This is a genomic window from Nonomuraea sp. 3-1Str, from assembly GCF_031570565.1.
GTDB lineage: Bacteria > Actinomycetota > Actinomycetes > Streptosporangiales > Streptosporangiaceae > Nonomuraea.
In genome coordinates this window covers 96,265-120,701 of record NZ_JALHBK010000024.1, presented here as the reverse complement: position 1 = coordinate 120,701, position 24,437 = coordinate 96,265, and the positions used below count along the sequence as shown (strand labels likewise).

Annotated in this window: 23 protein-coding genes; 8 read left to right on the top strand and 15 right to left on the bottom strand. The window is 71.1% G+C overall.

The features are described 5' to 3' along the window. Nucleotides 1-58 precede the first annotated feature (58 nt). Both MTP10_RS30885 and MTP10_RS30880 read left to right on the top strand, forming a co-directional pair. A complete protein-coding gene (locus tag MTP10_RS30885; protein WP_310713636.1) occupies nt 59-574 on the top strand; it encodes a hypothetical protein in 516 nt (171 codons plus the stop codon). A gap of 285 nt (nt 575-859) precedes the next feature. Beyond that, nucleotides 860-2,017: a hypothetical protein gene (locus MTP10_RS30880; RefSeq protein ID WP_310713634.1), complete on the top strand. Its 1,158-nt coding sequence runs from the start codon at nt 860-862 to the stop codon at nt 2,015-2,017. 52 nt (nt 2,018-2,069) lie between these two features. Here the strand turns inward: MTP10_RS30880 and MTP10_RS30875 are convergent, their stop codons facing one another. Beyond that, the gene (locus tag MTP10_RS30875) at nt 2,070-2,990 is read right to left on the bottom strand and encodes a hypothetical protein (RefSeq protein ID WP_310713632.1); all 921 of its coding nucleotides are present in this window, start codon (nt 2,988-2,990) and stop codon (nt 2,070-2,072) included. Nucleotides 2,991-3,186: 196 nt separating this feature from the next. On the opposite strand from MTP10_RS30875, the gene MTP10_RS30870 reads away from it, so the two are divergent. Further along, entirely contained in the window at nt 3,187-3,942 is a 756-nt protein-coding gene (locus MTP10_RS30870) for a glycosyltransferase (protein ID WP_310713630.1), read from the top strand. 6 nt (nt 3,943-3,948) lie between these two features. Here MTP10_RS30870 and MTP10_RS30865 read toward each other — a convergent pair whose 3' ends face one another. Then, entirely contained in the window at nt 3,949-4,596 is a 648-nt protein-coding gene (locus tag MTP10_RS30865) for a TetR/AcrR family transcriptional regulator (protein WP_310713628.1), read from the bottom strand. A gap of 152 nt (nt 4,597-4,748) precedes the next feature. Here MTP10_RS30865 and MTP10_RS30860 point away from each other — a divergent pair, with 152 nt between their 5' ends. Then, nucleotides 4,749-5,780, top strand: a complete 1,032-nt coding sequence (locus MTP10_RS30860; protein WP_310713625.1) for a medium chain dehydrogenase/reductase family protein — start codon at nt 4,749-4,751, stop codon at nt 5,778-5,780. Here the strand turns inward: MTP10_RS30860 and MTP10_RS30855 are convergent. After that, nucleotides 5,770-6,405: a TetR/AcrR family transcriptional regulator gene (locus MTP10_RS30855; RefSeq protein ID WP_310713624.1), complete on the bottom strand. Its 636-nt coding sequence runs from the start codon at nt 6,403-6,405 to the stop codon at nt 5,770-5,772. The genes MTP10_RS30860 and MTP10_RS30855 overlap by 11 nt on opposite strands. A gap of 83 nt (nt 6,406-6,488) precedes the next feature. Between MTP10_RS30855 and MTP10_RS30850 the strand changes: the two genes are divergently transcribed. After that, nucleotides 6,489-7,691, top strand: coding sequence for a cytochrome P450 (locus MTP10_RS30850; RefSeq protein ID WP_310713622.1), 1,203 nt, complete (start codon nt 6,489-6,491; stop codon nt 7,689-7,691). 16 nt (nt 7,692-7,707) lie between these two features. On the opposite strand, the gene MTP10_RS30845 is transcribed toward MTP10_RS30850, so the two are convergent. Both MTP10_RS30845 and MTP10_RS30840 read right to left on the bottom strand, forming a co-directional pair. Continuing rightward, nucleotides 7,708-8,979, bottom strand: a complete 1,272-nt coding sequence (locus MTP10_RS30845) for a M1 family metallopeptidase (RefSeq protein WP_310713676.1) — start codon at nt 8,977-8,979, stop codon at nt 7,708-7,710. Continuing rightward, on the bottom strand, nt 8,976-12,818 hold the full coding sequence (locus MTP10_RS30840) for a Pls/PosA family non-ribosomal peptide synthetase (protein ID WP_310713620.1): 3,843 nt from the start codon (nt 12,816-12,818) through the stop codon (nt 8,976-8,978). The genes MTP10_RS30845 and MTP10_RS30840 overlap by 4 nt, the downstream gene beginning before the upstream one ends. Nucleotides 12,819-12,942: 124 nt before the next feature. Here MTP10_RS30840 and MTP10_RS30835 point away from each other — a divergent pair, with 124 nt between their 5' ends. After that, nucleotides 12,943-14,181 carry an FAD-dependent oxidoreductase gene (locus MTP10_RS30835; protein ID WP_310713619.1) on the top strand — a complete coding sequence of 413 codons (1,239 nt, stop codon included), beginning with the start codon at nt 12,943-12,945 and terminating at the stop codon, nt 14,179-14,181. Between the two features lie 46 nt (nt 14,182-14,227). Here MTP10_RS30835 and MTP10_RS30830 read toward each other — a convergent pair whose 3' ends face one another. Beyond that, nucleotides 14,228-15,070, bottom strand: coding sequence for an oxidoreductase (locus MTP10_RS30830; RefSeq protein ID WP_310713618.1), 843 nt, complete (start codon nt 15,068-15,070; stop codon nt 14,228-14,230). Between the two features lie 67 nt (nt 15,071-15,137). Between MTP10_RS30830 and MTP10_RS30825 the strand changes: the two genes are divergently transcribed. After that, nucleotides 15,138-15,809, top strand: coding sequence for a DNA-binding response regulator (locus MTP10_RS30825; RefSeq protein WP_310713616.1), 672 nt, complete (start codon nt 15,138-15,140; stop codon nt 15,807-15,809). 16 nt (nt 15,810-15,825) lie between these two features. Here the strand turns inward: MTP10_RS30825 and MTP10_RS30820 are convergent, their stop codons facing one another. The 6 genes from MTP10_RS30820 to MTP10_RS30795 form a co-directional block, all read right to left on the bottom strand. Then, nucleotides 15,826-16,212 (bottom strand): DoxX family protein, encoded by a 387-nt coding sequence (locus MTP10_RS30820; RefSeq protein ID WP_310713614.1) that lies wholly within the window; start codon nt 16,210-16,212, stop codon nt 15,826-15,828. Between the two features lie 8 nt (nt 16,213-16,220). Next, entirely contained in the window at nt 16,221-17,081 is an 861-nt protein-coding gene (locus MTP10_RS30815) for an NAD(P)H-binding protein (protein WP_310713612.1), read from the bottom strand. A gap of 93 nt (nt 17,082-17,174) precedes the next feature. Next, nucleotides 17,175-17,717 carry a hypothetical protein gene (locus tag MTP10_RS30810; protein WP_310713610.1) on the bottom strand — a complete coding sequence of 181 codons (543 nt, stop codon included), beginning with the start codon at nt 17,715-17,717 and terminating at the stop codon, nt 17,175-17,177. 14 nt (nt 17,718-17,731) lie between these two features. After that, nucleotides 17,732-19,786 (bottom strand): hypothetical protein, encoded by a 2,055-nt coding sequence (locus MTP10_RS30805; RefSeq protein ID WP_310713608.1) that lies wholly within the window; start codon nt 19,784-19,786, stop codon nt 17,732-17,734. A 5-nt stretch (nt 19,787-19,791) separates the two neighbouring features. Further along, complete coding sequence (locus MTP10_RS30800) at nt 19,792-20,031, bottom strand: hypothetical protein (RefSeq protein WP_310713606.1); 240 nt, start codon at nt 20,029-20,031, stop codon at nt 19,792-19,794. A gap of 135 nt (nt 20,032-20,166) precedes the next feature. Beyond that, nucleotides 20,167-21,060 (bottom strand): LLM class flavin-dependent oxidoreductase, encoded by an 894-nt coding sequence (locus MTP10_RS30795; protein ID WP_310713605.1) that lies wholly within the window; start codon nt 21,058-21,060, stop codon nt 20,167-20,169. 85 nt (nt 21,061-21,145) lie between these two features. Between MTP10_RS30795 and MTP10_RS30790 the strand changes: the two genes are divergently transcribed. Beyond that, complete coding sequence (locus MTP10_RS30790) at nt 21,146-21,631, top strand: SRPBCC domain-containing protein (protein WP_310713603.1); 486 nt, start codon at nt 21,146-21,148, stop codon at nt 21,629-21,631. Here the strand turns inward: MTP10_RS30790 and MTP10_RS30785 are convergent. From MTP10_RS30785 to MTP10_RS30775, 3 genes are all read right to left on the bottom strand, one after another. Beyond that, entirely contained in the window at nt 21,619-21,990 is a 372-nt protein-coding gene (locus MTP10_RS30785; protein ID WP_310713601.1) for a metalloregulator ArsR/SmtB family transcription factor, read from the bottom strand. The two genes, MTP10_RS30790 and MTP10_RS30785, sit on opposite strands and share 13 nt — an antisense overlap. A 159-nt stretch (nt 21,991-22,149) precedes the next feature. Beyond that, nucleotides 22,150-23,349, bottom strand: a complete 1,200-nt coding sequence (locus MTP10_RS30780; protein WP_310713598.1) for a cytochrome P450 — start codon at nt 23,347-23,349, stop codon at nt 22,150-22,152. Beyond that, on the bottom strand, nt 23,349-24,413 hold the full coding sequence (locus MTP10_RS30775) for a methyltransferase (RefSeq protein ID WP_310713596.1): 1,065 nt from the start codon (nt 24,411-24,413) through the stop codon (nt 23,349-23,351). Before MTP10_RS30775 ends, MTP10_RS30780 begins: the two co-directional genes overlap by 1 nt. Nucleotides 24,414-24,437 lie beyond the last annotated feature (24 nt).

Genomic DNA, 24,437 nt, shown 5'->3' with positions numbered 1-24,437 from the left:
CGTCAGGCCACCGGCCGTCAATCCGGCGAAGAACGCGCCACTGGATCTGGAGGATTTCGTGAACGGTAACGTCTTCCCGCGACTCGTCTCGGCGACCCTGATCACCGCCGCCATCGCCGCGTTGCCCGCACCCGCCGGCGCCGCGACCATCGGGTACACCCCCGAGCAGGTGTGCGGCGGTGGCTTCGCCAGGGTGAGCTCAGGCACCCGACCGGTGACCGACCACACGAACACCATCCGGGGCTACGCGTACCTGCTCTACAACGCCCGCACCGGAGAGCACTGCGCCGTCACCGTCAAGTCGGATTTCGTCGGCACGCCCACCATGACCAGGGCGTCCCTCGTCGTGGAGACCAACACCATCTTCGGTCCCGCGAGATACACCGACCAGGGAGCCTTCAAGTTCTACGCGGGCCCGGTGAAAGCACGAACCAACGGCAAGTGCGTCTCCTTCGGAGGAGCGGTGAGCAGCGGGGCCGACGAGAGCGCGTCCGGCATCCGGGCCTCCGGCAGTTGGGGTGGCTACGGCGACTGCCCCAGGGACGCCATGCGCCAGAGGGGCATCGCCCGATGATCTCCCGCCAGGCGGCTCACGGACCGGGATGACAACGGCGGTGCGGCACGGTAAAACAGCACCCAGCCCCTGGCGGAGATCGTCGATCTTGGTCGACGGCCTCTCCACCAGGGGTCTTCCTGCTGCTGGAATCAAGAACGATGATCGCCAACGAAGCCGTGACCAGCGACGTCACGGTGGAATGAGCCCACTGCCTCGTGCCGAAGCACCGCCTCTGCCGCTGGACGGCATGAGCGGGTATCGACCCTCCAGGAGGACGACATCAAGACTTTTCCTCGCCAGGGAATGGACGACCGGCCCCGCTTACCGCTCGTCCGTGCGCTCGCCCGCAGTTCCTTCTCCGCCGCCGTCGCCCTCGCGGTCCTCGCCGCCGCCCTGTCCACGAGCGTCGTCACCGGCGCCGAATTCCGTACCCGCGGGTCGGAAGAGGTCGTCAGGGCCATCGACGCCCGGCCCAACGACGGCTCCGGCTACTGGCCGGACTTCTCGAACACCGGCTATGCCAACACGCCGGCCAACGCCGGCGGGCTGGGCCTGGGCGCGTACCCGGGGAAGCTCACCGACTACACGTCGGGCATGAGCGCCGACAAACCGTTGACGCTCAGGTTCCCCGACAACAGCGTCATCTCGTACAAGCGGTTCCTGAGCCTGAAGGTACTGATCTACGGCGACAATCTCACCTTCGTCGGCTGCCTGTTCGAGGGCACCAACCCCAACGACAATCTCGTCCAGATCTACTCGGACAACAACATCAAGTTCCTCTACTCGACGTTCAAGCCGAGCTCCTACGCGATGCCTCCCGGCAACGACGGCACCGTCTCCTCGTCCCCCACCAAGCCCGGAACGCCCTTCGACAAGTCCTGGCAGCTGGCCACGACGATGAAGGAAGCCGTGGCCGTCATGGACCACAATGACATCTGGGGCAACGCGGGCATGATCATGGTGACGGGCTTCCCGGGCCGCCCGTCGACCTGGACGAACAATTACATCCACGACATGGCCGACACCTCGCATGACGTCTACCACCACGACGGCATCGGCCCGCAGAGCGAGGGCGACGGCGGCCCCATGATCGTCGACCACAACACCCTGGCCTCCGTGGGGAACACCAACGCCCTGGCCCTGCAGGGAAGCGGCGTGTACGACCACATCTCGTTCACGAACAACTACGTCTCCGGCTGGGGCTATGCGGTCTCCATAGGCGTCGTGAACAACGCCACCAACATCACCGTCACCGACAACGTCTTCTCGGCAGAGCTCGAGCAGTTGTACGGCTTCCTGTACGGCAACATCTGGGGCGGCTCGGCGCGCGGCTCCACCTGGCGCCGCAACCTCATCCAGGCCCGTACGGGAGATGACAACACCAGCTATTCGACAGCCGACAACGGCAGGTATCTCTGGCCGACCGGCACCGCGACCCATGCCACCGACTACACGGGCTGAGTCCCGTCACCTGTGACGACCGGAGTGCTGAGCGTGCCGCTTGACGGCGCCGCTACGAGAACCAGTCGGCGCCCAGCTCCTGGATGGTCTTACTACCCTTGGGCACCATCAACGCTTCGCTCAGCACCTGGTTGACGCTCTTGGGGTCGTTGACCATGGCGAACAGGAAGAACGAACCGCCGTCCGCCGTACGGAAGCCGAAGACGGAGCCGTGGCCCGCGAAGGCGACGTACATCCCCTTGTTGACCGCGGGGAACGCCTTGCGGCTGAAGCTGTCCTTGGCCAGGCGGTAGCCGGAGGCGCCCTCCTTCTTCTCGTTGTTCCAGAAGTTCTGGTACTCCTCGGCCACGGCGCGCGCCACGGCGTCGTCCATGTCGGTGATGTAACCGTCGGCGTCGAGCAGCGGCGCGGGCATCCGCCGGCCCCAGTGGATCGGGGTCGCGACGGCCAGCTTGAAGGGCCGGCCTGGGGCGCGGAAGAACGCGAGCACGTGCGGGCGGGCATGACCCTTGGTGTCCTTGTAGGTGGCCTGCGCGATGAACCACTCACCGATCGGCGGCTGCCGCTCCGGCCTGGGCAGGTAGACCTTCGGGGCGCCGATCAGGTGGATCGGCTTGTGCCCCGGCTTCCACCCGAAGGACTCATGGTTGCGTTCGAGCACGCCCTGGTGCAGCGCCCCCTCGACGAACAGCGCTTCCAGCAGGGCGTTCTGTCGCCACCACTTCCGCGTCTCCAGCATCGCGTCGTACTTGGCCACCCACTGCCGCACGGCCTGCCCGGCCTGCGGGATGGTCAGCCCCGCCTTGGCCGCGGAGGGAGTGGGAGCGGCGCTCCCGGACGGCGTGGCGCCGGACGGCGGTGACGCGACCGGGGCCGGCGTGGGGTGGCCGGCGGGCCGGGCGGCCGGCCCGGGGATCACCCCGCAGCCGCACAGGCTCAGGACAAGGGCCAGGATCAACAGCGTTCCGCGCACCAGCGACTACTCCAGGACGATCTGCGTGGCACGGAGCAGGTATCGCTCGCCGTGCCGGTGCAGCACCGTATCCGGCCGCGGGACAAGCCGCCAACTGGCGCTTACGGGTGGAAATGGATCAGTGCTCGGAAGTGGTTCTTCCAGGGGACCCGACAGAGATCACGCACAGACGAAGCTCGAAAGGTGGGCCGACCAGGTGCCCTTGCTCTCCATCGTCACGCCGAGCCACCAGCCCGTGCGCGAACAACTCCTGGAAGCCTACGAATCCGTCCGCTCGCAGAAACTGCCCGCGGACTGGGAGGTCGAGTGGGTCATCCAGGAGGACGGTGACACCGGAGCGGTCAGGGACATCCTGCCCGGCGATCCCATGGTGAAGTTCGCCACGGGGCGCCGAGGCGGGGTCGCGCTGACGCGGAGCATCGCCCTCGCCCGCGCCGGTGGTGAGCTGGTGCGGAATCTCGACCAGGACGACGTGCTCACCCCCGGCGCGCTCGCCCGCGACATCGACGTCCTGTCGTCGGACCCCCTTGTCCAGTGGACCACCTCCCCGGCTCTCGACCTGATGCCCGACGGCTCGACGGTCGGGTTCGACACCGACCCGGCGCCGGGACGGATAGAACCGGGATTCGTGCTCGAACACTGGCGCGCCCACGACTACCGGCTTCCGGTGCACCCCACCACCATCTGCATCCGGCGGGAGTTAGCCGTCGCCCTCGGTGGCTGGATGGGGGTTCCGGGATCGGACGACACCGGCCTGCTCGTGCCGGCCAGCGTCGTCAGCTACGGCTACTTCCACAGCGAGGTGGGCCTGCTCTACCGGAAGTGGCCGGGGCAGGAGACGGCGGCCACCGGCCACTACGCGCCGGCCGAGTGGACCTTGCGCATGCGGCTCATCGAGCAGCGCGCCGAGACGGTGCGCAGATTGTGGCCGCAGATCATCGGAACCCGGTGATCGTGGTCAGCGCGCCGGCAGGTCGTCCAGTTCGGCCTGGAAGAGCAGCGCGGGGTCGAATCCCATCCCGGTGAAGTGGCCGGCGAGCTCCAGCGACAGGACGCCGTGCAGCCGGGTCCAGAAACGCAGGGCCCGGTGGAGGGCCGCCGGTGAGGCGGGGTGGCCCTCCGCCCACTGGCGGTGCTCCTCGAGGTGGGCGTCGAACGGCGTCGCGGGGCCGTCGGAGGGCAGCGCGGCGCAGGCGTCGAGCAGCGTCGCCATGATCTCGGACGCGATCGCGGTGATGTCGTCGGGCGCGTGGTAGCCGGGGACGGGCGTGCCGTAGATGAGGAAGTACCGCTGAGGGTCGTCGAGCGCCCACGCGCGCAGCGCGCGGGCCAGCGCGGCGGCGTCCGGGCCGGCCTCGGAGGCCGCGCGGAAGGTGTCGGCGAGGCTCCGGTACGCGTCCCTGATGAGCTCGGTGATCAGCTCGTCGCGACCGGCGAAGTACCGGTAGAGCGCGGGCCCGCTCATGCCCATGTGCTTGGCGATCGCGTTGAGGGACAGCGCGGACGCCCCCGCCGTGGCGATCTGCTCCCACGCGCGCTCCTTGATCTCCGCCCGCACCTGAGTGCGGTAGCGCTCACGCGGGGCCTTCGTGCCTGTCTGCGCCATGACCTGCCGTCGCCGCCTTCCGTACCCGATCGGTTACATCCTCAAGGATTGGTTAGAAGGTATCACGCTGCCCGTTGACACCGCCCCTCTCCGTGAGTTAGAACCTATAACGAACGAGAGAATACGTAACGCACAACGCAGTGGAGGTCGTCATGAGCACCGAGGGACTCGTCGAGGTCGTCCTGCCGGGCAAGGTGGAGCCGGAAGGGCTGCGGATCAGGCACGGAGCCGTCCCCACCGCCGGACCGGGCCAGGTCCTGATCCGGATGGAGGCGACCGGGGTCTCCTTCGCCGAGCAGCAGATGCGCCGCGGCCGCTACTACGACCAGCCGCCGTTCCCGTTCGTGCCCGGCTACGACCTGGTCGGCACGGTGCTGGCGACCGGTGCGGGCGTCGACCCGGGCCTGGCCGGCACCCGGGTGGCCGCGCTGGTCAAGGTCGGCGGCTGGGCCAGCCATGTGATCGTCGACGCGGCCGACGTGGTGGAGGTGCCCGAGGGGGTCGGCGCGGCCGAGGCGGAGACCGTGGTGGTCAACGGCATCACCGCCTGGCAGATGCTGCACCGCAAGGCACGGGTCCGCGCGGGTCAGACCGTTCTGGTCCACGGCGCCAACGGCGGCGTCGGCTCGGTCCTGGTCCAGCTGGCGCGGGCCGCGGGCGTGAAGGTGATCGGCACGGCCTCCGCGCGCCACCACGACGCCCTGCGGCAGCGCGGCGTGCTCCCCGTCGACTACCGCACCGAGGACGTCGCCACGCGCGTCCGCGAGCTCGCCCCCGGCGGGGTGGACGCCGTCTTCGACCACGTCGGCGGCCGCGGTGTCGTCGACTCCTGGCGCCTCCTCGCGCCCGGCGGCACGCTCGTCTCGTACGGCAGCGCCTCCACCCGAGACGACGAGGGGTCCAAGCAGTGGCCCGTGCTCAAGCTGCTCGGCCGGGTGTGGCTGTGGAACGCCCTGCCCAACCGCCGCCGCGCCTACTTCTTCAACGTCTGGGCCGGCCGGGCGCTGGCCAGGAACCGGTTCCGGGCCCGGCTGCGCGCCGACCTCACCCAGGTCTTCGCCGCCCTCCAGCGCGGCGACGTCACCGCCCAGATCGCCGCCCAGCTCCCGCTCGCCCGCGTCACCGAAGCCGTGCGGCTGGCCGAGTCCGGCACCGTCGCCGGAAAGGTCGTCCTCAATCCGTAGAGCCGTCTCCCCGGTACAGGGCCATCAGCAGCGGCCGGGTCAGGGCGGCCATCTCGGCGGGTGGGCGCGGGCATCCACGCTGAAGCCAGTCCGTGGCGACGCCGATGAGCGCTCCCGCGGTGAACGCGGCGGGCACGTCGTGCGGGGTCTGAGCCGGGTAGTCCGCGGGGGCGTCGTCGCCGGTGGCGGTCCGGTGGGCGCCGACGTGCGCGGCGACGGTGGCGCGGCGGCGCACGTGGTCGACGACGCGCGCGCTCCCCTCGGGCCCCAGCACCCCGCGGTAGAGGCGGGCATGCTCGGCGAGGTGGGCGAAGAAGGTCAGCAGGGTGCCGGTCGTCGTGTCCGGGACGTCGCCGGCCCCGGGGTTGGGGATGGCCTCGATCAGGCCGTCGATCATGGCGGTGCAGGCCGCGTCGGCCAGCTCGTGCACGTCACGGAAGTGGTCGTAGAACGTGGAGCGGCTCACCCCGGCGCGTTCGGCGACGTCGGCCACGCTGATCCGGGACAGCTCGCGGTCCTGGACGAGGTCGATCAGCGCGTGCCGCAGGGCCGCCTGCGTGCGGCGCACCCGCGGGTCGCCCAGGTCACCGCCTCTGTCCCGGTCTCTGTCTCTGGTGAGGGCCACGCCTCAGTGTACTGACGCCTACATCTGTAGGTTAGCCTGCACTTGTAGGGAAGTTGGATTGGCATGTCTGATGGGGGACACCCGTGACCACTGACTCCGCTGAGACGCTCCAGATCACCCGCACCTGCCCTTACGCTCCGCCGGAGCAGCACCTTCGATTCCTGCGCGAGGAGTCGGTCGCCAAGGTCGAGCTGCCCGGCGGTTCGAGCGCCTGGATCGCCACTCGCTACCAGGACATCCGCACGGTCCTGAGCGACCCGCGCTTCAGCGCCGACCGCCGCCATCCCAACGCCCCCAGGCTGAACGGCGAGACGGAGGCCGGCCAGTCGCCGCTGCCCAAGATGATGCTGGAGATGGACCCGCCCGAGCACGGCCCGGCGCGGCGCGCGGTGGTCGGGGAGTTCACGGTCAGGCGCATGGCGGCGCTGCGGCCGCGCATCCAGCAGATCGTGGACGAGCACCTCGACGCCATGCTGGCCGGCCCGCGCCCGGTCGACCTGGTGCAGGCGCTGGCCCTGCCGGTGCCCTCGCTGGTGATCTGTGAGCTGCTCGGCGTGCCGTACGACGAGCACGAGTTCTTCCAGACGCACTCCGCGCAGCTCCTCGACCGCACCATCACGGCGCAGGAGCGGCAGCACGCGGCCCTCGAACTGGCCGTCTACCTGGACAAGCTGATCAGGGTCAAGGAGGAGAACCCCACCGACGACCTGCTCAGCCGCCAGGTGGTCAAGCAGCGCGAGAGCGGCCAGGTGGACCATGGAGCGCTGCTCAGCCTGGCGTTCCTGCTGCTGATCGCCGGGCACGAGACCACGGCGAACATGATCTCGCTGGGCACGTACATGCTGCTGCGGCATCCCGACGCGCTCGCCGCACTGCGTGAGGACCCGGCCAAGACGCCGGGCGCGGTGGAGGAGCTCCTGCGGCACTTCACCATCGCGGAGTTCGCGATCATGCGGATCGCGGTCGAGGACGTGGAGCTCGGCGGCACGGTCATCCCGGCGGGGGAAGGCGTGCTCACGCTCGCCAACGCCGGCAACCGCGATCCGGAGGTGTTCGCCGACCCGGACGCCTTCGACATCGAGCGCGACGCCCGCAGCCACCTGGCCTTCGGCTACGGCCCGCACCAGTGCCTGGGCCAGAACCTCGCCCGCGTGGAGCTGGAGATCGTCTTCAACACCCTGTTCCGGCGGGTCCCTGGCCTGCGGCTGGCCGTTCCCGCCGAGCAGCTCTCGTTCAAGGACGAGGCCACCGTCTACGGGATGCACGAGCTGCCCGTCACCTGGTGACGGCGGCGCCGTGACCTCAGGCGGCCGGTGGGAGGGGCTTGTCGTGCAGCCAGGCGGACAGCAGCGGACCCACCGGCCGCGTGGTGTGCCGCTGGACGTGCTCGGCGAAGTCACGCGTGCTGACGTTGCCGTACCGGCGCGCGGCGGTCCAGGAGCGCAGGACGGCGAAGAAGTCTTCGTCGCCCAGCGTCCGCCGCAGCGCGTGCACGGTCAGCGCGCCCCGCTTGTACACCCGGTCGTCGAACAGCGTATCCACGCCGGGATCGGCCAGCACGAAGTCCTGCGGCAGCCCGGCCAGCCGCTGATGCCAGCGCCGGGCGTGCTCGGCGGCGGGCGGGCCGCCGGACGCCTCGGACCAGAGCCACTCGGCGTACGTGGCGAAGCCCTCCTGCAGCCAGATGTCGCTCCAGCAGGACACCGTGAGACTGTTGCCGAACCACTGGTGCGCCAGCTCGTGCGCGACCAGCCGCTCGAACCCGCGCCGGCCGTCCACGTGGTTCCGGCCGAAGATCGACATGCCCTGCGCCTCGACCGGGATGTCCAGGTCGTCATCGGCCACGACGGCGACGTAGCCGCTGAACGGGTAGGGGCCGAACCGGTCGGCGAACACCGCCATCATCTCGCCCTGCCGGCCGAAGTCGTGCCGGACGCGGGCGCCCAGGCGCGCCGGGTGGGCCAGCCGGGTGCCCGCGACCTCGGCGAGCTCGTACCGCCCGATCTGCACGCTGGCCAGATAGCCGGCCATGGGCTCCGGCTGGTCGTAGATCCAGGTCGTGGTCCCGGCCCCGCGGCGCCGGCCGGTGAGCACGCCGTTCGCGACGACCAGGTACGGCGACGCGGTCGTCACGGTCATCCGGTACGACGCCTTGTCGTCGGGCCGGTCGTTGCACGGGAACCAGGAGGGCGCGCCGATCGGCTGGCCGGCCACCAGCGCGCCGTCGGTCAGCTCCTCCCACCCCACGCCGCCCCAGGGACTCGGCACCGGCACGGGGTTGCCCGAGTAGCGGATCTCGACGACCGCGCCGCCTCCAGCGGGCAGCGGCCTGGGCAGCGTGACCCGCAGCTTGCCCCGGCCGTGCAGGTGGCGGGCCTGGACCCCGTCCACGGTGACGCCCGAGACCCGGAACCGGCCGAGGTCCAGGTCGAGCACGCCGAGGGGCTCGGCGGCCGACACGGTCAGCCGGGCCGTGCCGTCGAGCCGGTTGCCCACCACCCGGTACTTCAGCGTCAGGTCGTAGTGCGACACCCCGTACCGATGGTCGCCGTGCGCGGGGAAGTACGACGTCATCGCCACGCCGAGATGGGATTGCCGAACCAGCGCGTGCGAGCGGGCACCGCCTCACCGCGCATGACCAGCGACGCGGGCCCGATCGTGGTGTCGGCCCCCACCCGCGCGGCGGGCAGCACCACACCGTGCGGGCCCAGCGTCGCGCCGGCCTCCAGGGTCACCGTGTCCATGCTCATGACCCGGTCGTGGAACAGGTGGGTCTGCAGGACGCAGCCCCGGTTGACGCAGGCGCCGTCCCCGAGCGTCACCAGATCCGCCTCCGGCAGCCAGTACGTGTCACAGGTGACCCCATGCCCGATGCGCGCCCCGAGCGAACGCAACCACGCGTTCAACGGCGCGGTCCCCAGCCACGGCCGCGCGAACCAGGGCGCCGCCAGCACCTCCACGAAGTTGTCCGCGAGCTCGTTGCGCCAGACGAACGAGCTCCACAGCGGCCGGCTGCCCGCTCTGATGCGGCCGACCAGCGCCCACTTCGCGGCCGTCGCCACCGTCGCGGCGGCCACGCCCGCGGCCGCCAGCACCACGCCGCCCAGCGCGAGCGCCGCGGCGAAGCCGTAGCCGGCCGCCAGCCACTCGAAGGCGGCCGCGACCAGGACCGCGAGCGCGACCGCGCACATCGCGGGCACCACCCGGAACGCCTCGACCAGCGCCCTGGCCGCCTTGTACCGGGCGGGCGGGTCGTAGGTGCGGCTCCGGTCGCCCTCCTCGGCGGTACGGCGCAGCTCCATGGGCGGCATGCCCACGTACGACGAGCCGGACCTGGCCTTCTTCGGCGTCGCCGACAGCACCCCGACCAGGCCGTCCTTGGGCACCTTGCGGCCGGGCGCGGTCATCCCCGAGTTGCCGAGGAAGGCGCGCTTGCCGATGCGGGCCGAGGCGATGCGCATCCAGCCGCCGTCCAGCTCGTACGGGGCGACCATCGTGTCGTCGGCCAGGAAGGCGCCGTCCCCGACGGACGTCATCGAGGGCAGTGCCAGGACCGTGGACAGCTCGGCGCCGCGGCCCACCTTCATGCCGAGCGCCCGCAGCCACGCGGGCGTCAGGACGCTGGCGTACAGGGGGAACAGCCAGACGCGCGCCGAGGCCATCAGCCGGCCCGTCGCCCACGCCTGCCACGCCTGGCGGCTGTGCACGGGATGGCGTCCCGCGCGCAGGCCCATACCGAGCAGCCGCACGCTGACCAGCGTGACCAGCGCGTAGGCGGCCATGCCGGCGATCGTCGCCGGCGGCACGCCCGGCAGGGCGGCGGCCAGGGCCTGGCCGAGCGTGCGCGCGTCGCCGGCGAACCCGGCCAGCACCGCGAGCCCGGCTCCGGCCGCGACCACCGGCAGCAGGCTGAGCACGACGGCGGTCAGCCCGTACAGCGCGGCCCAGAACCGGGAGCGGGCGGGCCGCTCCGCCGGCCGCGACCTGCGCGACTTGCCCTGCCTGAACGCGGGGGCGCCGGCCCAGAGCCGCCCCGCCGACACGCTCCCGGCGACCGCCGATCCGGGGGCGATCTCGGCGTTCTTCCCGATTCTCGTGCCGGGCAGCAGCGTCGAGCGGGAGCCGACCCTCGCGCCGGCGCCGATCCTGATCTCGCCGATGTGCAGCCGGTCGCCGTCGTACCAGTGGCCGCAGAGATCCACCTCCTGCTCGACCGACGCGCCCCGGCCCAGCTTGAGCAGCCCGGTGACGGGCGGCGGCGAGTGCAGGTCGGCGTCGTCCCCCACCTGCGCGCCCAGCAGCCGGGCGTACCACGCCAGGTAGGGGGCGCCGGCCAGGTCGGGAACGCCGAGCCGCTCGGCGAACCGCTCAGCGAACCACAACCTCAGGTGTACGGCCCCGCCGCGCGGATGACTGCCCGGCCGCACGCCGCGCAGCAGGAGCCGGGCCACGGCCGCCGACAGTCCCATCCGCCCGGGAGGGGTGACGAACAGCAGCGCGCCCAGCGTCACCCACCACCACGACAGGGCGGGGGCCCACGCGGGCGCCAGCACGTTGCCGACCGCGGCGAGCAGCACGATCCAGCGGATCGCGCCCACGCCCAGCAGCGGGATCATGAGCGCCGACTGCGCCAGCGCGGCCCGTCGGGGCATCGGCGTCACGGGCCGCCGGCCCGGCTCCGCCTCGCCCCGGCCGTCCAGCAACCGCGCCAGCCCGCCGAGCGTCGGCCGCGCGTACACGTCGCCCACGGCCACGTCGGGATGGTCGGCGCGCAGCACCGACACCAGCCGGGCCGCCGCCAGGCTCGTGCCGCCGTCGGCGAAGAAGTCGGCGTCCCGTCCGCTCGGCGCCACGCCGAGGACGGCGGTCCACCGCTCGGCCAGCGACGCCTCGGCCGGGCTCAGCCCGCCCTCCGGCGTGACGGGCGGCGTGGCCAGCGGCCAGGGCAGCGCGTCACGATCGATCTTCCCCGAGGTCCGGACCGGGAGCGCGTCGATCGGCGCCAGGCGCGGCACCAGGGCCGCGGGCAGCGAGTCGGCGAGCAGCTCCCGCGCCCGGCGGAGGTCGAAGCCGGGCTCGGCGACGACGTAGCCGACCAGCACCTGGTGGCCGCCGCCGGCGGTGCGGACGGCCGCGGCCGCGCCCGCGACCCCGGGCAGCGCCCGCAGCGCGGCGTCCACCTCGCCCAGCTCGATCCGGCGCCCGCCCAGCTTCACCTGGTCGTCGGCGCGGCCGGCGAAGACGAGGCCCTCGGGGTCGGCCCGTACCAGGTCGCCGCTGCGGTAGGCGCGCTCCCAGCCCAGCGACGGCAGCGGCGCGTACTTCTCGGCGTCCTTGACCGGGTCCAGGTAGCGGGCCAGGCCCACGCCGCCGATCACCAGCTCGCCGGTCTCCCCCATCGCGACCGGCTCGCCCGCGCCGTCGACCACCGCCAGGTCCCACCCGTCGAGGGGCAGGCCGATGCGTACCGGGCCGTCGCCGGTGAGCCGGGCCGCGGAGGCCACCACCGTCGCCTCGGTGGGCCCGTAGGTGTTCCACACCTCACGCCCCGGTACGGCGAGCCGCTCGGCCAGCTCGGGCGGGCAGGCCTCCCCGCCGAAGATGAGCAGCCGGATGCCGTCGAGGTGCTCGGCGGGCCACAGCGCGGCCAGCGTGGGCACGGTCGAGACGGCGGTGATCCGCTGCTCCGCCAGCCAGGGGCCGAGGTCCATCCCGGTGCGTACGAGGGCTCGGGGCGCGGGCACCAGGCAGGCGCCGTGCCGCCACGCCAGCCACATCTCCTCGCAGGAGGCGTCGAAGGCCACCGACAACCCGGCGAGCACCCGGTCGCCGGGGCCCAGCGGCCGCTCCCCCAGGAAGAGCCCGGCCTCGGCGTCCACGAACGCGGCCGCCGACCGGTGCGTCACCGCGACGCCCTTCGGCCGGCCGGTCGAGCCGGAGGTGAAGATGATCCACGCGTCGTCGTCGAGGGCGGGCGGCGCGGGGGCCGACGCGGCGCTGCCGCTCACCGTCAGCTCGCCCGAGATGACCGCGCCCACCTCGGCCTCGGCGAAGACCAGCGCGGCCCGTTCCGCCGGGTCGTCGGCGTCGACGGGCACGTACGCGGCGCCGGCGGCGAGCACGGCGAGGATGGACAGGTACAGCTCGGCGGTTCCCGACGCGACGCGCACGCCGACCCGGTCGCCGTGGCCGACCCCTGCCGCGCCCAGCTCGGCGACGAGCCGGTCCACCTCGGCGCGCAGCGAGCGGTAGTCGAGGCGCACGGTTCCGTCGTCGATCGCGAGCGCGTGCGGGTGCCGGCGCGTGGTGTCGTCGAGGACGTCGACGAGGGTACGGGGCGGCGTCGCGAGCACGCCCGCGGGGTAGATCGCGGTCGCCGTTCTGGCGCGTAACTCGGCCGGGTTGCTGGGCAAGCAGTGCTCCCTCGGATCGGCGACCGCTGACATTGAAGGGTACGCGCCGTGCCCGCGTGATCGGCCCTCTACACTTTCCCGGCATTTCATCGTACGATGAATTAAAGCCTGGAAAGGGAGAGCCATGATCACGCGAAACACCGGCGTCCTGGTGTGCGGCGGCGGACCGGCGGGCATGATGCTGGGCCTGCTGCTGGCCAGGGCGGGGATCGAGGTCACCGTGCTGGAGAAACACGGCGACTTCCTGCGCGACTTCCGAGGGGACACCGTCCATCCCTCCACCGTCCGCCTCATGGACGAGCTCGGCCTCGGCGAGGGCTTCCGCGCCCTGCCGCAGAGCCGCCTGGGCAACCTGTCGTTCCCCGCCTCCGACGGCAGCGTGATCGCCTTCGCCGACTTCGGGATGCTGCCCGCGCCGTACGACTACGTCGCGATGGTGCCCCAGTGGGACCTGCTCGCCTTCCTCGCCAAGGCGGCCGGCGACGAGCCGGGCTTCTCGCTGCACATGAACACCGAGGCGACCGCGCTGGTCAGAGACGGCGAGAAGGTCGTCGGAGTCAGGTACCGCACGGCGGACGGCGAGGAAGGGGAGATCCGCGCCGAGCTGACGGTGGGGTGCGACGGCAGGCACTCCACCCTCCGGCGGGCCGCGGGCCTGGTGCCGGAGGAGTTCCGGGTGCCGTTCGACGTCTGGTGGTTCCGCCTGCCCAAGTGGGAGAGCGACGCGGGCGTGCCCGCCGGCATCGTGCCGGTCGCGCGGGGCTCCGAGGCGCTGATCTCTCTGACTCGCGAGGACTTCTACCAGGTGGCGTACTTCACCGCCAAAGGCTCCGACGCCCGGCTGCGGGCCGAGGGGATCGAGCGGTTCCGTGAGCGGGTCGCCCGCCTGCGGCCGGACTTCGCCGGCCGCGTGGAGCACCTCAGGAGTATGGACGAGGTGTTCGTGCTCGACGTGAAGCTGAACCGCCTCGAACGCTGGCACCTCGACGGGCTGCTGCTCATCGGCGACGCCGCGCACGCCATGTCGCCCGCCGGCGGCGTGGGCATCAACCTCGCCGTCCAGGACGCGGTCGCCGCCGCCGCCATCCTCGCCGAGCCCCTGCGGCGGCACTCCGTCACGCCGGCCGACCTGGCCGCCGTGCAGCGGCGCAGGCAACGACCCACCGTGATCGTCCAGGCGTTCCAGCGGATGCTCCAGCGGGTCGTCTTCGAGCCGCTGTTCGCGGGCACGTTCTCCGGACCGCCCAGGACGCTCCTGCTTCTCAGCCGCCTGGTTCCCCGGCTTCGCGCGATACCGGCGCGGTTCGTGGGCTTCGGCCCGCGGCCGGAGCACGCGCCGGCCTTCGCGCGCAGGCGTCCTTAGCGGTCCGGCCCGTCAGCCGCACAGGCGTCCTTGGCGATCCGGCCCGTCAGCCGCGCAGGTCGGACAGGTCCTCCTCACTGAGACTGAGCTCGTTCGCCGCGAGGTTCTCCGCCAGGTGATCGAGAGCGCCGGTGCCCGGGATCGCCAGCACCGACGGTGACGTCGCCAGCAGCAGGGCGATCTGCACCTGCGCGGTGGTGGCGCTCAGACGTGCCGCGACCTTGCCGAGCCGTTCGACGTCGAGAGGGTCGCGGCCACCGCCGAGCAGGAAGAACGGCACGTACGCGATACCCGCCTCCTCGCATTCCGCGAGCAGCCCCATGTCGTCGCTGTAGGCGTTCTGCACCGCCGCGACGGGCGCGATCGCCCGGGCCTCGGCGAGCTGGGCGGCGTCGACGTTGCTGACGCCCAGGTGCCGGATCAGCCCTTCCGCCCGCAGCTCGGCCAGCACCGCGAACCGTTCGGCGATCGACTCGCCCCCCGGCCCGGCGATCCCGCCCACCCGCAGGTAGACCAGGTCGAGCCGGTCCAGCCCGAGGGAGCGCAGATCCGCCTCGACCAGGCCGCGCAGCTGATCAGGGGTCGCCTGCCCGCTCGGCACACCGTCCGGCGCGAGCAGCGGCCCGACCTTCGTCGCGATCACCAGGTCGTCACGGTAGGGGGTCAACGCCGTACGGATCAGCTCGTTGGCCCACACCCCTTCCCGGCCGTAGAAGCCGGCCGTGTCGATGTGGTTCACGCCCAGCTCCACAGCGCGCCGGAGCACCGCGACGCCGTTCTCGGGGGCTCGCGTCGGACCGTCGAAGGTGCTCATCGCCAGGCGCATCGCGCCGAAGCCGAGCCGGTTGACCGTCAGGTCTCCGCCGAGGGAGAAAGTCTTCGTCGTCATGAGGCTCATGGTGTCCGCCGCCACCTCGCCCGGCGAGCTGGTGGCAGCTTGCTGCCAGACTGGCAGGATGCGCAATGAACAGGTGTTCTCCGTCCAAGGGGACGCGGAGTTGCTCGCGCGTGCCGGCCATCTCTTCGAGTCCGCGTACACCGAGTTCCTGTGCGCCGCCCGGGACCTCAGGACCTGGTCGCAGCCGGAGGCCAGGGCGGCGATCCGGCACCGGATGCGGGCCCCGGACTCCCCCGGCTTCACCTCCCGCAAGCTGCTCAGCCCGGTGGCGCTCGCCGAGGAGGAGGCCCGCGCGCACCTGCGGCAGGTGCAGAGCCAGGGGGCTGTCGTCCGGATCAGCGGCTCGCCGCTGCCGCACGAGACGATCATCATCGACCGGCGGGTGATGATCCTCGCCGGCAAGGACACCCCCGCCGGCCGCGAGTACACCGTGACGACGTCGCAGATCCTGGTCGACGGTGTCTACTCCCTGTTCTCGGCGATCTGGGACAACTCCCTTGACCTCGACACCTATCTGCGCGGCGACCTCCCCCATCTCGACGCCGACGGCCGCACCATCCTCGAAGCCCTCGGCTCGGGACTCACCGACGAGGCGGCGGCCAGACGGCTCGGCGTCTCGCTGCGCACCTACCGGCGGCGCGTCGCCGAGCTGATGGCCAAGCTGGAGGCCGACTCCCGCTTCCAGGCCGGGCTGCGCGCGGGCGAGCTGGGTCTGCCCCGCCGAGCGTAGGGCTCGACCAGGGCTCTCAGCGTGTCGTGTCCAGGACGAGCGCGGGGTCGAGGGCCAGGGTGCCGACCGCCAGGCCGAGGAACACGATCGCCAGGTAGAACTGCGGGGAGAAGTCGCTGACGCGCAGGTGGGTGTACAGCGCGCAGACGAAGTACAGGACGAGCCCGGCCGCGGCCGCCGTGCCGATGAGCGGCACGCCGAGCAGTCCCAGCGCCAGCCCGAGCGCGCCCAGGGCCTTGAGCGCGCCGATCGGCCAGAACAGCCACGACTGCGGCACGCCGGCCCGGTCGAGTGCCGGGCCGAGGGTACGCATGATCGGCGCCAACCGGGTCATGGCCGCGAATCCGGAGAACGTGTTGACGGCGACGGTCACCAGAGCCGTGACGACGTAGGCGGTCGACATGGGGAGACTCATCCGTTCCGGAAGGCGGAGAGGTGGTGGGCCACCCACTCGGCGTAGGTCCGGGCCGGACGGCCGAGGGCCCTGTCCACGTCCCCGGTCACGGGATTCTGGTCCCGGCCCAGGTAGTGGGCATACCTGGCCATCAGGGCGCCGGCCCACGGCTCGGGAAACCCGTTGCCGGCCAGGCGCCGGGCGGCGACCTGCGCCGGGATCTCCTCGAAGCGCAGCGGCCTGCCGAGCGCGGAGGCGATCACACCGACCATCTCCTCGTGCGACAGCGACTGCGGCCCGGTGAGCTCCAGCCTGCGGCCCACGAGCTCGTCGGTGAGCAGCGCGCGAACCGCGACCTCGGCCAGGTCCCGCTCGTCGATCAAGGACTCCCGGAACGTGGCGTACACGTAGCGGACGACGTCGCCCGCGCGGATCTGCGCGCCCCACGCCTGCGCGGTGTTGCCGGCGAAGCTGCCGGCCCGGAGGCTGGTCCAGGCCAGGCCGCTGGCGACGGCCGCCTCCTCGGCCTCCTTGTTGCGGTCGCCCCGCCAGCGGGAGGGCTGCAGGTCGAACGGGTCGTCGATGTTCATGGCGGAGAGGGCCACCACCTTGCTCACGCCCCGCTCGGCGGCCAGGGCGAGCAGCCGGTCGGCGGTGTCGCCGAAGGTGCGCGGGTGCAGGAAGACGGCCTCGACGCCGTCGAAGTGGGCGGCCATCGTGTCCGGCCGCGCCGGGTCGCCCCGGACGATCTCCACCTCGGCCGGGAGGCCGGCGTGCTCGGGTGAGCGGCTGACGGCGCGCACGGGGACGCCTTCGGCGGAGAGCCGCTCGGTGATGAGACGTCCGATGGTGCCGGTCGCACCGGTTATGAGGATCATGGAGTTCTCTCTCGTGGGCAGGAGTTCGCTGGCGCATATGAGAGAGAAACCAGGGCTTGTGGTGTGACGCCGGGGAGGGGGATGTGACTCAGGTCACGATGGCGCAGGGTTGTCGAGGAGGAGGGGTTTGAGCTGACGGAAGAACTCGGTCGCGTCGGCCAGCGAGTCCCGGCCGGGGGCGTGCTCGATGATGTTGACGGTGAGAAGACGCTGGTAGTCGGGCGTCCATCCGTAGACGAAAGCGATGGTCTTGTCCTTGGCGTTCTTCCGCCGCGCTGCGAAGCCTGGCCCCAATGCCTCGGGCAGATCACTCCCCCGAGTGGACAGCTTGGTGTTCTCCAAGTCTTCCGCGTCATCCGGCGACGGGTCGAAGACTTCGATCAGGAGGCCCAGACTGCTGTCGGACACGCCCTTCTCACGCACCGTGCATGACGCGAAACGCCGGCCCATATCCATTTTCGTGCCAGAGGCCTCGTAGTCATTGAGGCCTGTGGCGATCTTGATGGCGTCCGCTGAGATCAGGTCGCATTCTTGTGGGGCTGCGGTCACGTCGCCCAGCGGCCGGTTGTCCGGCGGCGGAGGTGAGGGGGCCGAACAAGCCGCCGCCAAGGCAAGAACGGCCAGGGTGGATCCCACTGCCAGTGTCATCCTCATGAGCCACGCCCGTAGTAGTTCTTGGCAGCGTCGAAGCCGTCCTCAATGGCATCACCCGGCCGGCCGAGAACGCGACCGACGTCACTCAGGCCCAGCCACTCCTTGTAGCTGTCGAGTTGGTCGGCATTCATCTCGTCACGAGCCAGAACCTGCCCGTCATCCATGAAGTGGCCGTCAGCGCCGGGAGAGAAGTCCTTGTAGCGGTATGGGTGTGTCTTGGCGGGCACAAGCGGATCACCGAAGAGGCCATGTCGCATCATCGTGGCCACCGTGAGATCGGTGAACATGCTCTGGGACACTTCCAGCGTGGTGTCCGCTCCTTCACGAGCCTTGTCCTCGCTGCTGGACTTCACTTTTCCGAAGATGGCCTCTTTGGCTTTGTCGACCATGAGCCCCATGAACTTCCCCTGAGGACCCGGCGCCAGTCCGGCAACCTTCTCGGCCATTTCCTTGAAAGCAGCGAAGCGCGCATCTTCGGCCTTGGCCGCATCGATGGCGGAGAGGTTGGCGGCATCGGTGATCACAAACGTCGTTCTGCTGAGGTTGCCCGCTGCCCAGGAGAATGCGGCGCCTCCGCTGCGGCTCATACGCTCTTCGAGTATGTCCTGGCGCTTGGCGTCGAGTTGCCGCCGCGTGGCGTCCGGATGCGACTTCCGCCACTCCGTGAAGTCAGCGTCAACCTCGCCCGCGATTCTGCCGGCCAGTTCATCCAGCATCCTGGCGGCGTACAGCCCGTGAGCAGCCGCCACGGTCTGGAACGCCTCATCATCGTCGAATGCCCACTTCATGGCGCTCTTGGTGTCCTGCGCATTGAACTTGGCTCCATAGGGCTCCGCGCTTTGCAGGTTCTTGTCCGCATCCACTTTCGTCACCACGGCAGGCATTTTCGTGCTGAAGGACTGCAGATCGCGGTGCACGTCCCCCGTGTACTGGGCCAAGACCGTACCGAGGTGGGCGCGGGTATGCGGCAGGTTTGCCTGGACCTTGGGGTCGCTCCAGAAGCGGACCGCCCACGAGGCGATCAGCGCGGACTTGTACCCCCGCGAACCCCCCGGCGGCAGATCATGGTCGCGGAACTCCGTACTCGCCGCCTGGATCGCCCACCCCAGATCCCCGTCCGCGTCGCCGTCCCAAGCGTGCTTGCGCATCAGGTAGGCCAGCGGCCGGCGCTGCGGGTCGGTGAAGAAGTCCTGCGCGACGGCGGGATGGTGGGCCAGCGCCACCAGGGCCGTGCCCATGGGGCTGAGGTCGCCGGGTGAGATGTCCTTGGGGCCGGGCATCGTCCACGGGTCGCGCGGCAGGCTCGGGTCGGGTGGATGCGCCACGTCCTTGTCGTACAGCTTGCGGACCAGCGTGAGCAGGAACGTGTGGCCGAAGTCCCCGTCCTGGAGCAGCCGTTTCAGCGCGAACGCGTTCCGCGGGTCGTCGATGTCCTCGACCAGCCGATCGGCGTAGTCGGCGGGCAGCTTCATCGAGCCCACGCCGTGCGAGGCCGCGCCCAGGATCCTGCTGAGCATGGTGGCGAGCCTGTCCTGGGTCCGGACGTCGCGCTGGGAAGGGCGCTCCGAGCGCGGCAGGCCGGTCCCGTACGCCCTGGCGACCAGGGCCTTGAGCTCGCGCGCGGGTATCTCCTTGGCGAGGGCCAGGGCGAAGTACGGGTCGTTCTTGTGCCGTTCGAGCTCGGCCACCGTCTTGGCGTCGAGCGTGTGGCCTTCGAGCTGTTCGCGCAGCTCGGCGGCCACGGCCTTGGCGGAGGCCGCGCCCTCGGCGGGTGACTTCGACAGCCAGTCCGACTCGTTGGCCCACAGGGTGCCGCCTTTGCCGGATTCGCGGTCGGGGGTGGCGAGGATCAGGTCGAGGCGGCCCTGGAGTGCGGGAATCTGCTCGCTCATCTGCCGGCCGATGGCGCCGAGCGGGGTCGGGCCCCACAGCGGGATGTCCAACGAGGTCAGCGCCCGCTCCACCTGGAGGCCGACGTCCGGGATCGTGCCGCTCACCCGTTTCATGCCGTTGATCAGTTGCGTCATCAGCGCGGGGTTGATGCCGACCATGGGGCTCACCGGGGCGCCGCCCCTTCGGACGGCCGGACGGAGTCCAGCACGGACAGGGCCCGGGTGAACAGGTCCTTGAAGCCCCGGTCCCACGCGCGCAGATCGGCGGCCAGCCTGTCCCCGGCCTCGCCTTTCAGCGCGCCGTCATCGACCAGCCGGACGAGCGCGATCACGTCGTTCGCATGCTCGTCGCGTAATCGCTCGATATGACGCCGGGCAGCGTCTATCTCTTCCTGCGTCGCCATCGTCGCCCGATCTCGTGGAAGTGGGAGATCCCGGGGTCGATGAGATGGTAACCACAGGGAAGGCGGGGTTGAAGTGGAATGTCGCCGACTCAGCGATATGACTATGGATAAGCGGGTTTTCGGCGGCCGAATTCGTCATGACTTCGTGTGCTGATGATGGCCGGGGTTGTCGGCGGTGTATCGGTCGACGAGGTCGGCGAGCCGGGCCACCTGGCCGACCTCGGGCGACCAGCAGTAGAGGATGACCTCGTCCGCCCCGAGTTCCTCGAAGCCTCGCAGCGCCGTACGGATCTGGTCCTCGGTGGTGAGCATGCCCTCCACCATCCAGTGGGAGGCGCCGACGATGGCGTAGCACTCGCTGATCGCCGCCTTGGCCGTGGCGACCGTCTCGTCCGAGCCGAAGGCGACGTTGAGCTGGCCGACGTTGCGCGGGCGGTCGGCCCGGCCCGCCTGCGACCACTCCTTGTCGACGGCGCGGAAGAGGTCGCCGGCCCACGGCGGAGGCGCGGCGCACAGCAGTCCGTGTCCGAACCGGGCCACCCGGGCCAGCGCCGCCGGCGCGAACGCCCCGAACAGGATCTCCGGGCCCCCCGGACTCACCGGCGCGGGCCCGACCGGCCCGAGTCCGCACGGGGTACGCTCCCCCGCCCACAGCTGCCGCAGCGCGATCAGCTGGTCGTCGAGCCGGCGACCACGCCCCTTGAGCGGCATCCCGGCCGCGGCGAAGTCGTCGGTCCGGCTGCCGACGCCCATGCCCAGCGTGAACCGGCCGTGGGCCAGCCGGTCGAGCGTTGCCACCTGCTTGGCCAGCAGGGCGGTGTCGCGCAGCGGGCCGATCAGCACCTCGGTCTGGATCCGGACCCGTGATGTGGTGGCGGCGACGGCGGCCAGCATCACCAGCGGCTCCGGGTTGCGCCAGATGAAGCGGTCGAGCAGTCCGAGCGTGCTGAACGGCCCCGCCTCCACCTGCCGCGCCCAGTCCAGCAACAGGTCCGGCTCGTCACCCGGCAACCCGATTCCGATCTTCATGGGTGTCCCCTTCGTCAGTGCGCCGTCTTGGCTGTGGCGATAGACTCGCTCTGGTCATTCAGTCCCTGATCGAGAGCTGACGGATATGACGGACGACCCCCAGGCGATCAGACTGGATGAGTTCCTGCCGTATCCCCCCGATCGCGTGTGGCGGGCGTTCGCGGAGCCCCGGCTGGTGATGAAATGGCTCGGGCCGGAGGATTTCCGGCCGATCGTCGGCCACCGGTTCACGATCGTGGCGCAGGCCGTTCCGACGACGAAGTTCGGCGGCGTCATCCACTGCCAGGTGCTGGCCGTCGAGCCGGAGCGGATGCTGCGGATCAGCTGGGACGACCACGGTCCCAGCGGGGCGCGGTGCACGGCGACCTGGCGGCTGGTGGCCGAGGGCCACGGCACCCGCCTGTTCTTCGACCACGAGGGCTTCGACCCGGACAACGAGCTGCAGCAGCGGGCGCGCCGGATCATGGGCGGCGGCTGGCGCTCGTGGCTGTTCAGCCGGCTGGCAGCGGTCCTCGCGGACAAGGTCGCCGGGCAGGACGTCGCCCGGGAGGGGCGGCCCTACCCGCCCTGATGGTCGCCTTCCTCCTCCACCACGGTGTCGCGGAGGAGCCTCAGCCGATCTCTCCAGTAGGCCTCGTACGGGTGCAGCCAGTCGGAGATCTCCTGCATGGGCGCCTGACACAGTGAGTAGTGGCGTTCCCGGCCGACCCTGCGCTCCGTCACCAGGCCGGAGTCCCGCAGCACCTTGAGGTGCTCCGACACGCTGGGGCGGGCCATGTCGAAGTGCGCGGCGAGGCTGTTGACCGACTGCGGGCCCTGCAGCAGGAGCTGGAGGATGCGGCGCCGGACCGGGTTGGCCAGCGCCGGGAACACGTCGTCGAGCAGGGTGGGGACACCGTCCGGCGTCGTCGTCTTCCCGCTCCGCGGCATGGTTCGCAGCCCCTGATCGCACTGTCGTCGGCGGCCCGATATCCGTCGACTCCAGTACATTATCAGTAGGGGCTATCCTACCTGTCAACGCGGCCCGCCGATCCGCCCGGCGCCGGTGGGCCGCTGGATCACCCCCCGGCCGCCCTCTCGCCGGCCGGGTCACCACGTCACCGGCAGCGCCTCAGGCCCTCGTACCAGCCGGTCGGCCTTCCAGGTGATCTGCTGCGGGTCGACGGCGAGCCGCAGACCGGGGAACCTGCGCAGCAGGGCCTCGACGGCCAGCTCGATCTCCACCTTGGCCAGTGCCGCGCCCATGCACCGGTGCGGCCCGAAACCGAAGGTTAGGTGCTGCTCTCTTGCCGCCTCGGCGTCGATCTCGTCGGGGTCGGAGAAGACCCGCGGGTCGCGGTTGGCCGCCGACAACTGGGTGTAGACGGCCTCCCCCTTGGCGATGAGGGTGTCGCCGATGGTGACGTCCTCGGTGGCGACGCGGGCGAACCCTCCCGGGCTCTCCAGCGGGATGAAGCGCAGCAACTCCTCGACCACCCGCGGCAGCGGCGCGCCGCGGCCCTCGGCCAGCTCCGCGTAGAGGCCGTCGCGGAGCATGACGAACATCATGTCGGCGAGCTCGTTGACGGTGGTCTCGTGGCCGACCACGAGCAGGGTGACGCCGAACGTCACCAGCTCCTGCTCGCTCATCACCGCCTCGGTGTCGCGGGCCCGGACCATCACGCTGAACAGGTCGTCGGCCGGCGCGACCCGGCGCTGCCTGACCAGCCACTGCAGGTACGCGGTGAGGCTCTGGAACGCGGCGAAGATCTCCTCGGGGGTGAACGCCGTGACCGACATGACGATGTCCGACCACACCCGGAACTTCTCCCGGTCCGCGAACGGAACGCCCAGGATCTCGCAGATCACCGAGATGGGAAGGGGCAGCGCGAGGTCCCTCATCAGATCGGCCGGCGGCCCCTTCGCGGCCATCTGACCGAGCAGGCCGTCGATCCGGTCGGCGATCCACGGCCGGAGTCTCTCCACCCGGCGGGGCGTGAACGCCCGGGCGGCGACCTGGCGGACCCGCGTGTGGTCGGGCGGATCCATGCTCATGATCATGTCGGGGCTCTGGACGATCTGCGGCTGCAGCCGGGGCAGGTCCATCGTCAGCGTGACGGCACGGCTGAACCGGGGGTCCGAGAGGACGAACTTGGTGTCCTCGTACCCGGTGACCAGCCACGCGTCCCCGCCGAACGGCATGCGGACCCGGGCGACCCGCTCGGACTCCTGCAGCTTGCGGTACTTGCCGTCCAGCTCCAGCGCGGTGGTGGGCCCGAACGGGAACGGGTGAACGGGGCGCTCGTCCATCACCGGCTCCCGGCGGGGCGCAGCTCCAGGATCTCCAGGCCGAAGGAGGTCGGGTACGACTCGGCGACGGTCAGCCCCGCTCGTGCCGCGAGCTCGTCGTACTGCGGGCGGCTGCGTTCCTTGCCGCCGCAGAACAGCAGCATCATGATGTCCAGCCGGGCCAGGCTCCGCTGGTCCCCGCCGCCGCCGACGACCGTCTCGATGACCAGCAGCCGGCCGGTGGACCCGAGCGCCTCGGCGCCGCGCCGCAGCACCGCCACGGCCTGGTCGTCGGACCAGTTGTGCAGGACGTTCATCAGGACGTAGGTGTCCGCGCCGGTGGGCCAGGCGGCGAAGAAGTCCCCTTCGACGAAGCCGGCGCGGTCGGCGACCGGCGATCCGGCCAGGTGCGCCCGTGCAGTCGCGACCCCGGCCGGAGTGTCGAACACGATGCCGCGGGCGTCCGGGGACGCGCGCAGGACGGCCTCCAGCAACAGCCCGTGGCCGCCGCCCACGTCCACGACGTCGCCGCGGGCCGACCAGTCGATGGCCGTGATGACGCTGTCCAGCGAGATGCGGGTCTTGTGGGCCATCGCCTTCTCGAACGAGGCCGCCAGATGCGGGTGCTCCGCGAGGTCCGCCCAGACGTCCTGGCCGAAGATCCGCTCGTACACCGGCCCGCCGGTCCGCACCGCGTCGATCATGTGCACGGGTGTCTGGTCGAGCCGGGTCATCGCGCCGCCCATGTCCCACCAGTCGCGCATGCTGACCGGGTTGTCCTCGGACATCAGCGCCGACAGCCTCGTCGGCCGGTACACCTCGGAGGGCTCGTCGTGGTCGAAGACGCCCAGGTGCGCCAGGTACCGCAGCAGCCGGCGCACCGCCTCCGGATCGACGCTCTCCCCGGCGACCTCCAGCCCCTTCAGGATCGAGTCGGCGGACGCGCCGTCGGGCGTGACCAGATCGGCCAGCCGGAGCGTCGCCGCCGCGCGGATGGCCCAGGGCGCCACGGTGTCGGTCAGGTTGAGCATGGTGATGAACGCGTTGTCGGCCTGGACATCGCGGGGGGCACGTGCGTCGGACACCTTGTACTCCGTTCGAGAGCGGGA

Bases quoted from the DNA above. Each gene is read 5' to 3' on its own strand.
- MTP10_RS30880 (WP_310713634.1), top strand. From the start codon at position 860: ATGGACGACCGGCCCCGCTTACCGCTCGTCCGTGCGCTCGCCCGCAGT.
- MTP10_RS30865 (WP_310713628.1), bottom strand. From the start codon at position 4,596: ATGGCGCAGACAGGCACGAAGGCCCCGCGTGAGCGCTACCGCACTCAG.
- MTP10_RS30860 (WP_310713625.1), top strand. From the start codon at position 4,749: ATGAGCACCGAGGGACTCGTCGAGGTCGTCCTGCCGGGCAAGGTGGAG.
- MTP10_RS30845 (WP_310713676.1), bottom strand. From the start codon at position 8,979: ATGACGTCGTACTTCCCCGCGCACGGCGACCATCGGTACGGGGTGTCG.
- MTP10_RS30835 (WP_310713619.1), top strand. From the start codon at position 12,943: ATGATCACGCGAAACACCGGCGTCCTGGTGTGCGGCGGCGGACCGGCG.
- MTP10_RS30830 (WP_310713618.1), bottom strand. From the start codon at position 15,070: ATGACGACGAAGACTTTCTCCCTCGGCGGAGACCTGACGGTCAACCGG.
- MTP10_RS30825 (WP_310713616.1), top strand. From the start codon at position 15,138: ATGCGCAATGAACAGGTGTTCTCCGTCCAAGGGGACGCGGAGTTGCTC.
- MTP10_RS30820 (WP_310713614.1), bottom strand. From the start codon at position 16,212: ATGTCGACCGCCTACGTCGTCACGGCTCTGGTGACCGTCGCCGTCAAC.
- MTP10_RS30815 (WP_310713612.1), bottom strand. From the start codon at position 17,081: ATGATCCTCATAACCGGTGCGACCGGCACCATCGGACGTCTCATCACC.
- MTP10_RS30805 (WP_310713608.1), bottom strand. From the start codon at position 19,786: ATGGTCGGCATCAACCCCGCGCTGATGACGCAACTGATCAACGGCATG.
- MTP10_RS30800 (WP_310713606.1), bottom strand. From the start codon at position 20,031: ATGGCGACGCAGGAAGAGATAGACGCTGCCCGGCGTCATATCGAGCGA.
- MTP10_RS30795 (WP_310713605.1), bottom strand. From the start codon at position 21,060: ATGAAGATCGGAATCGGGTTGCCGGGTGACGAGCCGGACCTGTTGCTG.
- MTP10_RS30790 (WP_310713603.1), top strand. From the start codon at position 21,146: ATGACGGACGACCCCCAGGCGATCAGACTGGATGAGTTCCTGCCGTAT.
- MTP10_RS30785 (WP_310713601.1), bottom strand. From the start codon at position 21,990: ATGCCGCGGAGCGGGAAGACGACGACGCCGGACGGTGTCCCCACCCTG.
- MTP10_RS30780 (WP_310713598.1), bottom strand. From the start codon at position 23,349: ATGGACGAGCGCCCCGTTCACCCGTTCCCGTTCGGGCCCACCACCGCG.